Source organism: Thalassotalea sp. Y01, assembly GCF_012932945.1.
GTDB lineage: Bacteria > Pseudomonadota > Gammaproteobacteria > Enterobacterales > Alteromonadaceae > Thalassotalea_A.
The window spans coordinates 1-14,920 of record NZ_JABBXG010000018.1; the positions used below are offsets into that span (position 1 = coordinate 1).

The 14,920-nt window shown below is 43.5% G+C and carries 10 protein-coding genes; 2 read left to right on the forward strand and 8 right to left on the reverse strand.

What is annotated here, in order from left to right; translation table 11 throughout:
- The first annotated feature begins 360 nt into the window (after nt 1-360).
- The gene (locus tag HII16_RS16535) at nt 361-1,752 is read left to right on the forward strand and encodes a hypothetical protein (RefSeq protein ID WP_169131935.1); all 1,392 of its coding nucleotides are present in this window, start codon (nt 361-363) and stop codon (nt 1,750-1,752) included.
- A gap of 82 nt (nt 1,753-1,834) precedes the next feature.
- On the opposite strand, the gene HII16_RS16540 is transcribed toward HII16_RS16535, so the two are convergent.
- From HII16_RS16540 to HII16_RS16560, 5 genes are all read right to left on the reverse strand, one after another.
- Nucleotides 1,835-4,012 (reverse strand): TonB-dependent receptor, encoded by a 2,178-nt coding sequence (locus HII16_RS16540; protein WP_169131937.1) that lies wholly within the window; start codon nt 4,010-4,012, stop codon nt 1,835-1,837.
- A 193-nt stretch (nt 4,013-4,205) separates the two neighbouring features.
- Nucleotides 4,206-4,511, reverse strand: a complete 306-nt coding sequence (locus tag HII16_RS16545; protein WP_135438236.1) for a metalloregulator ArsR/SmtB family transcription factor — start codon at nt 4,509-4,511, stop codon at nt 4,206-4,208.
- Between the two features lie 77 nt (nt 4,512-4,588).
- Nucleotides 4,589-7,753, reverse strand: coding sequence for an efflux RND transporter permease subunit (locus HII16_RS16550; RefSeq protein WP_169131939.1), 3,165 nt, complete (start codon nt 7,751-7,753; stop codon nt 4,589-4,591).
- Nucleotides 7,750-8,832 carry an efflux RND transporter periplasmic adaptor subunit gene (locus tag HII16_RS16555; protein WP_169131941.1) on the reverse strand — a complete coding sequence of 361 codons (1,083 nt, stop codon included), beginning with the start codon at nt 8,830-8,832 and terminating at the stop codon, nt 7,750-7,752. The genes HII16_RS16550 and HII16_RS16555 overlap by 4 nt, the downstream gene beginning before the upstream one ends.
- Before the next feature lie 77 nt (nt 8,833-8,909).
- Nucleotides 8,910-9,281 (reverse strand): DUF393 domain-containing protein, encoded by a 372-nt coding sequence (locus HII16_RS16560; protein ID WP_169131943.1) that lies wholly within the window; start codon nt 9,279-9,281, stop codon nt 8,910-8,912.
- Nucleotides 9,282-9,442: 161 nt separating this feature from the next.
- Here HII16_RS16560 and HII16_RS16565 point away from each other — a divergent pair, with 161 nt between their 5' ends.
- Complete coding sequence (locus tag HII16_RS16565) at nt 9,443-9,661, forward strand: hypothetical protein (RefSeq protein ID WP_169131945.1); 219 nt, start codon at nt 9,443-9,445, stop codon at nt 9,659-9,661.
- A gap of 70 nt (nt 9,662-9,731) precedes the next feature.
- On the opposite strand, the gene HII16_RS16570 is transcribed toward HII16_RS16565, so the two are convergent.
- The 3 genes from HII16_RS16570 to HII16_RS16580 all read right to left on the reverse strand — a co-directional run bounded on the left by HII16_RS16570 (nt 9,732) and on the right by HII16_RS16580 (nt 14,425).
- The gene (locus tag HII16_RS16570) at nt 9,732-11,639 is read right to left on the reverse strand and encodes an alpha/beta fold hydrolase (protein WP_169131947.1); all 1,908 of its coding nucleotides are present in this window, start codon (nt 11,637-11,639) and stop codon (nt 9,732-9,734) included.
- Nucleotides 11,640-11,805: 166 nt separating this feature from the next.
- Nucleotides 11,806-13,230, reverse strand: a complete 1,425-nt coding sequence (locus HII16_RS16575) for an aldehyde dehydrogenase family protein (RefSeq protein ID WP_169131949.1) — start codon at nt 13,228-13,230, stop codon at nt 11,806-11,808.
- A gap of 79 nt (nt 13,231-13,309) precedes the next feature.
- Nucleotides 13,310-14,425 (reverse strand): trimethyllysine dioxygenase, encoded by a 1,116-nt coding sequence (locus HII16_RS16580; RefSeq protein ID WP_169131951.1) that lies wholly within the window; start codon nt 14,423-14,425, stop codon nt 13,310-13,312.
- Nucleotides 14,426-14,920 lie beyond the last annotated feature (495 nt).

A 14,920-nucleotide genomic window follows, 5' to 3' on the forward strand; every position in this document is an offset into this window, starting at 1 on the left:
CTAGACATATATGCCCTGAAATAGCTGAAACGGTTATCGCTGAAGTTAAAGAAGCTATTAACAAAAGCGGCTAAGAAGTAATAATAACTTCTAACGTTTTTGAAAAAGGTCGCGTAAGCGGCCTTTCTTATTGTTTAAGAACTTTGTGTATGGGCAGAAAAACCTGCAATGTCGTAACGATAAAAAAATACAGTAAACCACTATTCTCTATCATAAACTTTAAACATTGATAGTTTTGTCCTATGGTTAACAAGACTCGATATTAGGTTATTTCAAGACTGTATTTCAGCCATTTTAATAATAAACTGATGCCTTGTCATGCCTTTGTATGTTTACTTAACAAAAACAAAGGACACTAAGATGCTTCGCTCGACTTTACTATTCTTGTTGGTATTGGGCTGCTGTCACGCCACCGCTAACGCCAAATCTATTTTTCAATATACCCAATTTGCTCATATCGATGACGTCGCGATGCAAAAGTACGTGGTTGGCAAATCTGCTGCTCGCCCCAGCTCAACGAAACATAAAAAGCGTGGTGTGCACAAACGACACAGTAATTGGCAACGAGACTTAAACCAAGCCACTTGGCAAACCATTCAATACGAAACAGAATGGGCAAAACGCGCTGGATTACAAGTTGTGAACCTGAGAGGGAAATTCTACTTGATGGGCGGTCGCTCACCGGTTCTTGAACCGAGATTCCCGAATGAAAGCATCCTTTATAACGATGTCTGGGTTAGCTATAACAAAGGCAGCAGTTGGCAACAGGTACAAAGTAATAGTGAGCAGTCACCTTGGCCTGCGCGAGCGTATTTTAAAGTGGTGACTAAGGGTAATTACATGTACCTTATTGGCGGCCAAAATTTTAAACCTGCCTGCGCCGTGCCTGGCATCCCCGTTGAATCACCAGCCTGCCCGCAAATAATCCCAGCATCGGATTTCTTCAATGACGTGTGGCGCTCAAAAGATGGTAAAAAGTGGCAGCAAATGACAGCTAATGCGCCTTGGCAAGGACGTGCCGGCTTAATGGTTGAAGTGCTTAATAATCGCATTTACGTATTCGGTGGTTCCGCTAACGACGACTGCGCCATCATAGATCCAACATCCTGCCAAAACCCAAACCCGGATCCTAACGGTCCTCCGCCACGTGAATACTTTAATGATGTCTGGAGTAGTGGTAATGGCGTGCATTGGCGTCTAGAAAGCAGCGATGCCCCTTGGTCAAAACGCGCGGGAGGTGCGACTTTGGTCAAAGGCGGTTATATCTATTTGCTTGGTGGTGAATTTGGCTTCTTGCCCGATGCGCAAGGCAACCTGCCTTACCTCAATGATGTCTGGAAATCTCGTAACGGTAGAAAATGGACGAAAGTAACCGATGCGGCGCAATGGTCACCACGACCAGGGCATCAATGCGGTGTTCTCTACGGCAAAATGGCCTGCTTCGGTGGTTTTGGTATTCCATTTAATCCACCTAGAGTCTGGGTAAGTAGCGACGGCAAAGATTGGAATTCCTTACAAACCGGTGCTTGGAACGCTGCGTATTCAGACTTTGACCCTAGTGCTGGCACCGACATCATAAAATACGATTTTGATATTGTTGAATATCGCAACTGGCGAACCGGCGAACAAGCCATATTTAGTTTTGGTGGTGATAGAGAGGTGTTCTTTTTACCACCAGGTTTTCCAGGTACACTTCCAGAGTTTAACTTTAATCGGGTCGACAACGACGTCTGGCGGTTTGGTTTTGAGTAGCCGGATTTAAGTAAAACGAGAGGGCATAAAAAAGCGCCTAAGCTTAACAGCAAAGGCGCTTTTTATTTGTTCTAATTAACGATTAGAATGAGTAGCTATAACCCACGGTTACCGTGCGTGGCTTACCTACCATGATTGAACCGTGAACACGGCTGCTCATGTATTCTTCGTCCAACACGTTATCAACTGTTAACGACACTTTTTGTGCATCAGTTAGATTGTAGTGAGCACCTAAATCAACAACCGTGCGGCTATCAATCACTTCATCATCGGCAATGTCGCCTTGACCAGCAGTGGTGCGCATTTCATCCATGTAACGAACTAGCACGTCAGCACGGAAGCTATCCAGTTCTACACCAACGGTAAGTTGTAGCTGATTTTCCGGAACGTAAGGTAATTCATCACCTTCGGTTACGTCACCCCAAGTATCAAGACCTGATGAGAACGAGTTTTGGAATTCAGTTTCAGTAAAGGTATAGGCTAAATCAACCGGGATAGCGAAGCTACCGAAGTCAAAACTGTTACCTAGTTTAATTTCCAGACCGCTAATTTCAACTTCACCTGCGTTGTACTGGTTACCAATGTTATCTTCATCACAACCTTGGCTAGCGGTACAGTTACCGTGCATGTTTTCGTAATCTGAGTAGAAAGCAATCGCTTCAGCGTGCAAGTTATCAGTGATGTAACGCGCACCGAATTCGTAATTTACACTTTCCTCGTCTTCTGCTTCTTCATTACCTGGCGCTGGAGGCGCGAAACCTTTTTGCACACCACCTAATAAGATTAATTCATCAGTCAGTTTGTAGGTTAACGCTAATGATGGCAAAACTACGTCTACGTCGTTCTTCTTGCGGCTAGGGTCCATATCACGACCACTGTCGTTTTTACCCCAGTCTTTACGCTTGATGGTCATATCTTCGTAACGAAGGCCTGCATTAATTACGAAGTTGCCAATGGTCCATTCATCGTGAACAAATAGTGCGACCGCTTCTGCGCTGTCGATACGGTTAGAGTCGCTACCTGGTACACCAGCATCAACTAGATTCATCTCGTAGTTGCTGTTTAAGTCGTATTTATCAACCCACTGGAAACGATCCATTTCATCTTCATGATAACGGGCACCGAATTTGACTTGGTGATTGTTAAAGTCAGCATTCAAAACGGTTTGCACGCCTTGTGATAAATAGTCACGATTATTTGCTTTAACATCGACACTGATAGATTCAACAGATGGATTGTTATCGAACATCGCCGCTGCTTCAACGCCACCAGAACCCAAGCTCATACCATCAATCTTGCTAGTCTTGTACCAGTTACGGTGAAAGTCGTTGTAATAAGCGTTAGTCGTAAAACTGAAACGCTCGGTTAATGCGATGTAGTGATTCACCTGCAACTGCTTGTGCTCAGTGCTCATGTTATCTAACTGTGATGCTGAGTAACGTGAGTAAGGATCACTTTTATAATCCGCTTCAGTTAGCCCCATGTATGTTTCATCAGAATCTTCATCTGAATACTTAACTTTAAATTCAAGTTCTTGGTAGTACTTGGCATTGTCGTCAGTATTAAAACGAACTTTCGCTAATACATCATTTTTAACAAAGCCGGTGTCACGGTCACTGTGATTGATATCTTTGAAACCATCAGCTTGATAACGGAACAGTTCCATTACTGAGCTTACGTTATCGCCTTTACCGCCAGCATAAGCGTGCAATTTACCGTAGCCGTCTTCACCAACATTACCCTTGATTTGGCCAGCAAATGCTTCTTCCGGGATTTGACGAGATAGCATGTTAACAACACCACCAGTGGTACGTGGACCATACATGGCGCTTGAAGTACCTTTAAGAACTTCAACCTGAGTCATACGACCAGAGGTAGGGAAGTAGTAGGCCGAAGGCGCCGCGTAAGGTGCAGGGGCTGCCAATACGTTGTCTTCCATAATGGTAACTTTTTCACTACGGTTTTGACCCGTACCACGCATACCAATATTTGGACGCAAACCATAACCGTCTTCTTCCAAAACATACACGCCAGGAATCGACGTTAACGTACGCATGATATCTGTGTACTCAAACTTTTCCAGCTCTTCTGAGTTAATCATGTGGGCAGAACCAGGTACGTCATTTACCGGGTTAGCTTTTGAGAAAATCGTTACTAACTCGATATCTTCAACTTTATCGTTAGCAACTGCTATGTTCGACATAGCACCTAAAACAGCTAGGGAGATAACACTTGGTTTGATGAATTTTGCCGCTTTCATTTGTTACTCGCTTGAAATTAAAATGTTGTTTTTGTTTAATGGCGCGTATTTAAACACAAACCTAAATACGAATCAATCTCATTTACAATATTATTTACGCTTTCTTGATCTAAAACAAGGTGTTAGCAAATTATTTTTATATGGCAATAAAAAAGGGCCATCAATAGGCCCTTTTTTCATAGTATGCGGTTGGTTATTGGCAAAATTCTTTCTGCAGAAATTGAATCAGTTTTATCGCAACATCATTGGCAATAGAGTAATAAATAGTTTGCGACTCGCGTCGAGTTTTAACCAAGCCTTCTTGGCGCAGCTTTGCCAAGTGTTGCGACAGGCTTGATTGGCTTAAATCGATGCATTGATTCAATTCGCCAACAGACATCTCTTTTTCACCTAAATGGCAAAGTATTAACAAGCGATTTTCGTTGCTTAGCGCTTTCAATAAATCGCCAGCTTGACGAGCATTGGCTCTCAGTTCTTCAATATTTAGTGTGGTCTGCATTAATTGTTTCAACCATAGTGTTATGACCGCCCATGTTAGATGACTTTACAATGAGCGTCTATGACATTAATAGCTAACTAAGTGCTTTGCGCTATAACGTCTTGGCTTTGCTCTGGATCTCTGTGCTTATCGCTCACCACGGCAATCAACAACGCCGGTAAAAATGTGATACTTAACAGTGTCGAAACCAAAATGCCGCTCATTACAATCACGCCAACACCACGATACAGCTCAGTACCTTCGCCTGGAATCAATACCAATGGCGCGAGACCAAAAATTGTCGTAGCGGTAGACATTAATATTGGCTTGAGGCGTTTCTCAAGTGCTTGTTTAACCGCTGCCTGCACTTGCACCCCTTGATCGACAATTAATCGTCGCGTTTGATCAACAATCAGTATCGGGTTATTGACCACCGTTCCCAACAGAATCAAAAAGCCGAGCATGGTGATCATATCGAACGGTTGATGAAATGCAGGTATGCCCATTGACGCCAATATCGCATTTACACCATTAACAGACACCAACCCGAGCAATCCGCCAGCCATACCCAATGGTACGGTTGCGAGAATAAATAATGGATAGCGCCAATGACTAAAGATAGCCACCAGTAATAAATAACATAATGCCAAGGCGATAAGGAAATTGCCTGATAACGACGCTTTGGTTGCTTCGAGTTGATCGGCTGCGCCGCTAATAGCAACTTTCACACCTTGAGCAATACTACCCTGGCGCCAAAGTTCAGGTAATAACTGGTCACGTACAATACTCTCTGCTGTTTCGAGTGCAACATCACGAGGAGGAATGATATATACCGTAACGGTACGTTTGCCATCAACACGACGCACTGAGTTACTGTTTTGGCTTTCACGTAAATCAGCAAGCGCATTCAATGGCAATACTTGGCCTTGCGGCGTGACAATCGGTGTATTGGCCAGCTTGTCTAAATTCTGACGGTTACCAGCACCACTAAACATGAAGATATCGACTTTATCATCGTTGAGAATAAACTCATCCACATAAGCGCCATCACTCATTGCCGCGACCGCATAACCAAAGTCACTATTATCGATACCCAGCTCGGCCAATCGATGCCATCGAGGTTTAATCTCAATCAAAGGCTGGTCTAACGTGAGTGAGCCCGGTTGTGAATTTATCTGTGGGTTATCAAAGAATGCATTAGCTTGTTTATATACTGCATCCGCGGCTGTATATAATTCGACTATATCGCTACCAGCAATATCAATCGCAACCGCACGTGTACCACCGTCATTACTAGAGATAATCGAGCCACGTGCAGAAAACGCACGCATTTTGTCATAACTTCGAAATTTAGTGGTAATCGCGTCCATCATCTCGCCAATATAAGCTGGATCGACTGGCGCACTCAAAAACCAAATATTACCAATAGATACCGACATCGAATAATACGCCAATGGTGGCATATTGCTGCGGCCTTCAAGAAAGTCAGTTTCGTCGGCATTAACATAGCCATCAAAAAAGACACGTAACTCATCACCAATCCGCTGCATTTCCGACAAATTGTAATTAGGTGGCGCGATCATCATAGAAAACGCTTTAGGCTCTTCCCCTTCTGGCAAATATTCAGCCGCAGGCATTAGCACATACGCGCTACCCATAATGGCGACAATGAATACCGCAACCGATACCCGTGCCCTATTGCGATTTTGAATAAACAAACCGGAAAATTTTAACCAATTTTTCGACAGGGTAAATTGTCGACCTTGTTTTAGGTCTTCTCGTTTGCTTAATTTTGCCAAGGTAACTGGCACCACAAATATCGCCACCAACATCGACGCAATAATGGCGCCAGAGATTGCAATAGCGATATCTGAATAGAGCTGACCCGCTTCTTGCTCAACGAACAAAATAGGCGCAAATACCAACACCGTCGTGGTGGTTGAGGCCAGTACCGCTGGCCATACATCTTTGACCCCTTGAATCGCTGCGGCACTTTTACTCACGCCTTTTTTCTTAGCCTGTACAATCGACTCGAGTACAACGATGGTATTGTCCACCGTCATGCCAATAGCAAAAGCGATACCAGCTAGCGAGATAACATTGATAGTGCGGCCAAACATCATCAGTGCTAAAAACGCGGCGATGGTACAAATTGGAATACCAATCACCCCTACCAAAGTCGCTTTGCCAGATCGTAAAAAATAGAACATCACTAATGTCGCGAGCAAGGCACCAAGGGATAGGTTCACCCACACATTTTGCAACGAGCTTTTAACGTATTTGACGTCATCGCTAGTCAGCTTTAATAGCAAGCCATTTTGCGCCAGTAAATCACGATTTAGCTCGTCGATCACCTGTAACATCGCCTCTTTAATAGCAATGACATTTGAGCCGCTTTCTTTGCGTACCGACATGCTTAATGTCCGCTCGCCATCGCTAAACGATAAACTGCGGGTTTCAAAATGATCTAAAGTTACCGACGCCACATCTTTTAGCAAAATATTGGCATTGTCACTGCGTTTTATGATTAAGTTTTCAAGCTCATCAAGATGCTCAAAACGGCCAATAACGCGAAGTAAATAACGACTTTTGCCACTTTCAATATCGCCAGCCGATGCGTCTTTATTGCGATTACGAATTGCATTGCGCAGTTCCGTTAAACTGATGCCACGTTGCGCTAATCTCGTAGCGTCAATCTTAATTTGAATTTGACGTTGAGCGCCACCGCGTATAGCAACCTCAGAGACACCATCGATACTCTCCATTCGAGGACGCACATAGTCATCAGCAAAATCTCTCAGCAAATCGACATCTAAATTGAGTGGGTTACCCGGTAAAGGCTTAAGGACGAAAAACATAAAGGCATTCCCAGAAAATGAACTGGAAAAGATCCTTGGCTGGTCCACATTTTCGGGATATGACGGTACTTGGCTTAAGGCATTATTAACGCGAATCAGGGCATCATTGACATTAACGCCAAACGGAAACTCCAATTGTATTTCTGCGGTGCCCATTTCGGCATAAGACACCATGCGCTTGAGGTTTTCCAGACTGCGCAAGTAACGCTCTTGTTCAATAAGAATTTCTTTTTCAATATCTTGCGGTGTCGCCCCTGGCCAGCCGGTTTGCACGGTAATGGTTCTGACTTCTAAATCAGGGATCATCTGCACCGGAATATTCAGCGCAGAAACTAGACCTAAAATACAACTGATTGAGACAATAACGGCAACGAGAATACCGCGTTTTACCGTGGCTTCAATCATAGCGGCGTATCCTGTACTTTATTGACCTGCAATACATCACCATCTTTTAATAACTCAATGCCAGAGACGATAAATGCTTGACCGCTGGGTGCACCGGTTACCGCGACTTGATTATCTTGCTGTTTGACCACTTTAACCAAATAGCGCTTCGCTTTTTGTTCTACAACCGAGAATATACTAAAGCCGCCATCAGGGTGTTGTTTAACCGCACTTTTAGGAAGCCAAACAATGGGTTCAAGTTGCGATGGCAAATGCACTTTCACCGTTGCTGACATACCCGCCAATAAAGGCGTGTCATTCGACAAATTAACATATGCCGTTAACGTTCGACTGGTATTATTCGACACCGCGACTAAGCGGTCTAACGTGGCATCAATTGCTGGCGCACCTTCAAAGTCTGGGATGATGGTCACTGCGACTCGATGATTGTCAGCTAATTGACCATAGTACTCTTGCGGGATGGCCAAATTAACGCGCAAATTATTTTGTTCTATCAGGGTAAATATTGGACTTTGTTGGGTTACCCACTCGCCGACATCGACATGTCGTTTAGCGATTACGCCTGCAAAAGGTGCATACAAAGTATGGCGATTAAGGATTTCTTGTTGTAAATCTCGCTCGGCTTGCAAGCGGGTTACCTTGGCTTTGGTTGTCGCTACCGCCGCTTTTCTTTCTTGTAACTGAGTTTCGGCAACAAGTTGCTGTTTTGAGAGGGTCACTACTTCATTGTAGAGGCGCTGTGCTTCTTGCATTTCAACATTCGCAGCATCAATATCCGCTTGCGCTTGCGCTAAATTTAGCGCGGCGAGCTTTGCATCCAGTGTTAATAATCTTTGCCCTTTGTCAACCTTGTCACCAACCTCAACAAATAGGGTAGCAATTAAACCAGATTGCAAACTGGCTAAATTGGCGTTTTGTTTGGCTTCGACTGTGCCACTAAGAGTTAACTGACTTTGGTTATCATTTGATTTGGCATAAATCACATCAACTTTAACCGTTTCTGCATAGCTATTAAATGCAGCTAGCGCGCTAAACAGCAGCCATGACAAAGGCTGGCGAAAAATAGTTAAAAGACTCATATGGCTCTCAAAATATTATTATTTTCATAAGGATAGATTAAATGAACTATAAATTCATTAGCATAGTTTGCTAACCGTCAAATACGGCCGCTATGTTTTAAGCGTTTCATGACTCTTTGATGATATAGTCGCGACAACATTGGCTTGATCAGTGGTAGGCCAATAAACAATGCCAATGGCCGTAACCAAACAACTCGACTCATCAACAATATATAGGCATCGAGTTCAGCGATAATAACACCTTGTTCGTTTTGTACATGTAATTCAGTCAAGGCGGTTAATGGGTCGATACCAAGTTTTTGTAATGCCTCGTCTTGGCCTGTGATGTCAAACCAATGCACCGACCGACCACCGGCTCCCGCTAAGCGCTGATACAAGCGCCTGTCGTTAACACAACTTGGGCAGGCTGCGTCGTAAAATACCGTTATGTTCGCGCTGTGCTGTGTCATTGTTCAATTCACTCTCTGTGCTTTGCTGATGTATCTATATGACATCTTTGACTTATTTAAATATAGCTGTATTTGCGACGTTTTTATTGTGCTTTTTATTCGATCATAAGACATCTATTAACTAAAATTACTTTACCCATTTTTGCTTGTAGGGCTTAGACATGAAGCTTCACGATTTACATAACGAAGTTCAGGCAGGGATTCTCGATTATTTGGCAGTGCATCCAAATGCCATGGGCTCAGTTGAACACATTTCCAATGACTGGTTAGCAGATGAAAAATTTGAACACAATGTAGCTCAGGTTCAAAGTGCGGTAAATATAATGGTTAATAGGGGCGAATTGGTGCCACGATTAGGCGGTGATTTTTACTCCCAATAAGCGAATGCTTTAAAACAAAAATACCCGAGTTGAGTCACTCGGGCATTTTTATAATAACACAGCCAATAAACTAGATGTTTTCGCTGATAAATTTATCAATAGCCTTCAAGGCTTTCATACGGTTACTACCATTACTTAAGAAATGGTCACCCTTTTCCAACTCAAGGTATTGTACTGAGCGACTATTGTCTTCAAGTTCTTCCGCCATGTTTTCTGATTGATGAGCAGGCACCACTTCATCATGTTCTCCATGGATAAGCATAACTGGGATTTTAATGTTACTCACATGATTAATTGGCGAAATTTGCTCTAAGTGATCATCTGCAACATTGCCCTCGCTAATCACTTTCTGCCAATAAGCAACAACCCAATGATCAGAACCATAATCGCGTTTCTCATCTCGCATCATACGCTTGATGTCGGCCACACCATTAATCGATACTGCACATTTATATACATCTGGGGTAAACGCGGCGCCAGCCAACGCGGCATAGCCACCATAACTTGCACCGACAATACATATACGGTCTTTGTTCACATAGCCAGATTTAACCAATGTACGTATGGTATCGGTCAAATCATCCTGCATTTTACGACCCCATTCGCCGCGACCTTTGTGTTTAAACTCGGAGCCAAAGCCGTCGGAACCACGAAACTGTGGTTGAATAACCAAGTAACCACGACTGGCAAAAAATTGTGCTAACCAATCAAAATGAATGGTGTCATAGGACTCTGGACCACCATGAGGTAACATGATTGCTGGCAAGTTTTTCAATTCGCTATTTGGCAAAGTTAACAGCGTTGGAATTTTTAAACCGTCACGAGCTTTGATCTTGGTTTGAAATATTTGACTGACTTTTTCACCTGGAATGTCCGGGCGCTGGCTGGCTAAAAAGCTAAAGCCGTCGCTGCCATACATGTAGTAATCACCGGCGCTGCCATTGCCTTCGACGAGAAAAATCATCTTTTTCCAATCAGGGGTATGATCAATTAAAGTCACCGAGTTATCCGGCATCATAGCGACGACGTCGTCAATGGTCTTTTTAATTGTCGCATCAAAGAAGTCGTAACTTGGGGTAAAACCGGAATAGCGCACACCGTAAACGATGCGATTGATATCGGATAACACGTACTCGACATCTTTATCTTGTTGTTCAAATAACGGACCGGCTATTTTGCCATCGGCAAGCGCCATAGTGTAGTAAGCAACACGACCATTCGCATTATGCTGCAACATCACTAGATGCTTGATATCTGCTGTCAAACCTACGAAGGATTTAGTGCGTAATTCCACTTCCTCCTGACGAAATATTGCTCGCCAATCTCCATCTTCATAAACTTCAATCCTATGGGTGTTGTCTCTATCATTAAAACGTTCACGAGCGACTACTTGGTCGTTATGCACAAAGAAATCAATGCTATCGGTTCTGCCTTTCGCAACGCGCTTAGGCTTTTTCTTACTGTCTAATTTACTGGCAAATAAATTAAAATTTCCGGCGTTTTCCCAAGCAGGCATATAAACCGATTTCGCATCTGTAGACACACCGACAACACGACCAATGGCGGTTTGCCCTTCGTAAATGCCATTACCACGTTGTAATAACTGTTTTAGGTAGTTGTCACTGATGTTGTAGGAAAACGCTGCACTGACATCATGGCGACCACGATAGCCCCATAACTTAGCGTTTTCTTCGGCAACCAAAATAAGGTGATCCTCATCAACAAAGTAGGCCGTCGATGGGCGAATGGCGCTAAGATCTATTGCCGCCACAGATTTTTTTTGCTTAAGGTCATAGACCATATAGAAATCTTTATCGACGCTCGCATCGGCAACGCGATAGGCGATACGATCACCACTAGGTGATACGCGCATCATGCTGGTTTTAGGTAAACTGCCAAAGGCTTCAATAGATAAAAGGTCTTGAGCTACTACGCCGTATGAGAATACAAATAGTAACGCTGAGAGAAATTTGTTCATTTTCTTCCCTGAATGTTAATCGTAGGTAAAAACTATCACATAAAAAAAACAAAGAAAATATCTAGCTGGCTCGATTATCATTGAATTGACAATGATTTGTTCTAAAGAAATATCAACGATTAAAGCCCTATTGGCAGTGTTTTAATCGTTGACAAGTTACAATGGTTTAACTGGAAAACACCGCTTGTAATTCAACGTACTCACGCAGCCCTTCACGTCCCCATTCACGGCCGTTACCGGATTGCTTAAAACCACCAAAGGCACCTTGCGTATTAAAATAGCCACCTTGGATATAGCATTGTCCGGCTCGAATTTTTCGCGCAATGTGGATCGCCGATTGGTTATCTTTGGCAAAAACCGCAGACGCTAAGCCATATATGCTGTCGTTGGCCATCTCAATAGCCTGCTGCTCATTTTCATAAGCGATAATACATAGAACCGGACCAAAGATTTCTTGTTGAGCTATGGTCATCTCATTGCTAACATCAGCAAAAATGGTTGGCATAAGGTATGCGCCATTTTGTAACGACGGACTTGTCTCGGTACCACCGGTTACGATTCGAGCCCCTTCTTTGATACCCGTATGAATATAATCGAGCACACGTTGTTTTTGCGCTAAAGAACTTAATGGCCCCATCGTGGTTTTTTCGTTTAACGGGTCGCCGACAATATTTTGCTCGGCTACGTTTTTGGCAAGTGCTACTGCCTCGTCGTAGCGACTTTGAGGTACCAACATGCGCGTCAACGCACTACAGGTTTGCCCTGAGTTAAACATCACATCGCCAACCCCAAAGGTTACCGCTGTTTCTAGATCAGCGTCTTCAGTGATAATCATTGCAGATTTACCGCCTAGCTCTTGGCAAACGCGCTTAATGGTAGGTGCTGATGCTTGCGCAACTTTTACACCTGCGGCAGTTGAGCCGGTAAACGACACCATATCTACGTCAGCATGAGCACATAAATGATGGCCAATCTTGTGACCATAGCCGCTGATGACATTAAATACCCCGGCAGGGACTCCGACTTTGGCAAATATTTCAGCCATAATAAAATCTTGCAGCGGCGTTTGTTCAGATGGTTTAACAACCACGGTGCAACCAGTCGCCATAGCCGGACCTAATTTTCCAACTAGCTGCGATAATGGGTAATTCCACGGGTTTATTAATACACAGACACCAATAGGTACTTTAAAATGAGTGACCAGCTCTAATTGCTCTGCTTCATCAACATAATCGGTCATGTCGGCAAATTCTCGAAACGCATCAATGGATGCTTGAACTTGCACTTCTCTAGCTTGGTGAATAGGACAGCCCATACTTCGTGAAATCACCTGAGAGAGATCCTCAAAGCGATTCTGCATTTCATCAGCTATCGACACTATTAGTTGCTTTCGCTGCTGTGAAGACGTTCTTGACCATTCTGGGAAAGCTTTTTTAGCCGCGCTGATAGCACTATCAACATCGGCCAAGTCAGCACTTGCAGTTTTCGCTATTTGCTCACCATTGGCAGGGTTGATAACGGCAATGCTCTGATTTTCATTAGCAGGCGTTTGCCACTGGCCATTGATATAAAACTGTTGATAGCTATGCATAGGGTTCTCAATAATAAATTACACAGGCAAAAGGCTTATGAGTCGTGGTCGCTTTTCATTTTAATACGAGCCATACGGGTTATTGTTGCCAAGGCGTTTGCTCTCTTAACGTTAGTATCTTACTAATAAAGTCTTCACGATTGGTATAACCACCTGCTAAGTGGCGGAAACCGCTAAACGCAGTTCGTGCATGCATGACACGCCAATTATCGAACCACACCGCTCGACCGGGTTGCAATTGAAAGTTGACTTGGAAGGCTGGATCATTAATCAATTGCTGAAAACGACCGTAAGCTTTGTAAAACGCTCTTTGCTGTGCAGGCGCCAACATAAACGGGCTGCGATCGTAGTTATTAAAACAAATTTGTTTAAACTGCCCCTGGCTATTCTCGGTTACGACGCAATGTTCCGCTCTAAGCTGTATGCCTGGTTCTAAATAATGAGCAGGCACCTGTATTTGGGTAAGCAATTGGTACGCTTCAGGGTCTTCATCTTTGATGGTTTGCGCGACTTTAAAACCGTCTGCGAACTGATTAAAACCACCTTCGCCATTAAACGCTAAGCAGTGCAACAATTGCAGACCCGGCGGATCTATGGTGTAGGTACCATCGGTATGTAATCCAATACCGACACTGGTATAGGCGCTATCACTGTGCGCTTCATTGTTCGAGAAATCCCATAAACCACCAAATACGGTTTCACGAATATAACCGACTTGCTCTAACAGTTTTTTTGTGGCTTGCATATCATTAGGCATGCCTGAAAATGTCACTAGGCCATGCTTTTCAATAGCGTCAAGAACCGGTAAAAAACCAGCGCTACTTTCTGTTACGTCATTGAAATCAAAATTGGCGACTTGGTCTTGTAAATCACTGTCCCACACCTCATACGTCGGTGGAGTAACCGGGTTGAACGCCATTTGATATAAGAAATCTGCGGCAAAAACACTGCTGACATTATCGTCTTGCCAATGTAATTCTAGCGTCGCACCAGTATCGCCAATAATAACATTTGCCACTTCAGGGCAATCTGGTAAAGCAAAGGTCTCCACATCACGCTGTAATGTACTGGTATTAAGGCTTGTTGCATCGGTACTGTGATCTCTTAACCAAAACAAACTAAACTTGCCCGTTTGCTCATCAGAGAAAGTCACTAATAGATTTTCATTTAAACGTTCAACACGTTGAATGTGCATTGCAGATTTCCTTTTAAAGTGGTGTCATCACGTCGCTTTTGTAATGCCGCTAACACAGAAAGAATTTTAGATGATTGCAGAACTAAACGACGTAAGTGTTATATAGCCTTTGCTATGCGAGCTTACCGGAAAAGCACATACTATGGCATTAACATACGCTGAGTGACAGGATAATTAAGATTTAGGTAATAAACAACATGATGATGTAGGTTTCAAACCCCAATTGGCGAGATTTATATTCTGAGATCATTTAATGCCATTTTTATAGAGCCACTGCTCGCGTCAGGAGATTGCGGCCTTCGCCGCAATGACGCACAGAATGTGCTAATGCAAATAGCTTCATGGATCAAGGTTGTATATTTGTGACGGTGCTTATTTGCAAGTGGGTTTTGGCCCCTGTTCGGTCATCACGGAATACCGTGAAGTTGCCCATATCTTAAAACAAAAAAGAGCGCCTAAGCGCTCTTTTTTAAGGTTTGGTTTGTAACCAAATCA

Excerpts from the sequence above, each read along its gene's own strand:
- HII16_RS16545 (WP_135438236.1), bottom strand. The coding sequence starts at position 4,511 with ATGCAGACCACACTAAATATTGAAGAACTGAGAGCCAATGCTCGTCAA.
- HII16_RS16565 (WP_169131945.1), top strand. The coding sequence starts at position 9,443 with ATGAAGCTTCACGATTTACATAACGAAGTTCAGGCAGGGATTCTCGAT.
- HII16_RS16535 (WP_169131935.1), top strand. The coding sequence starts at position 361 with ATGCTTCGCTCGACTTTACTATTCTTGTTGGTATTGGGCTGCTGTCAC.
- HII16_RS16570 (WP_169131947.1), bottom strand. The coding sequence starts at position 11,639 with ATGAACAAATTTCTCTCAGCGTTACTATTTGTATTCTCATACGGCGTA.
- HII16_RS16550 (WP_169131939.1), bottom strand. The coding sequence starts at position 7,753 with ATGATTGAAGCCACGGTAAAACGCGGTATTCTCGTTGCCGTTATTGTC.
- HII16_RS16560 (WP_169131943.1), bottom strand. The coding sequence starts at position 9,281 with ATGACACAGCACAGCGCGAACATAACGGTATTTTACGACGCAGCCTGC.
- HII16_RS16555 (WP_169131941.1), bottom strand. The coding sequence starts at position 8,832 with ATGAGTCTTTTAACTATTTTTCGCCAGCCTTTGTCATGGCTGCTGTTT.
- HII16_RS16540 (WP_169131937.1), bottom strand. The coding sequence starts at position 4,012 with ATGAAAGCGGCAAAATTCATCAAACCAAGTGTTATCTCCCTAGCTGTT.
- HII16_RS16580 (WP_169131951.1), bottom strand. The coding sequence starts at position 14,425 with ATGCACATTCAACGTGTTGAACGTTTAAATGAAAATCTATTAGTGACT.
- HII16_RS16575 (WP_169131949.1), bottom strand. The coding sequence starts at position 13,230 with ATGCATAGCTATCAACAGTTTTATATCAATGGCCAGTGGCAAACGCCT.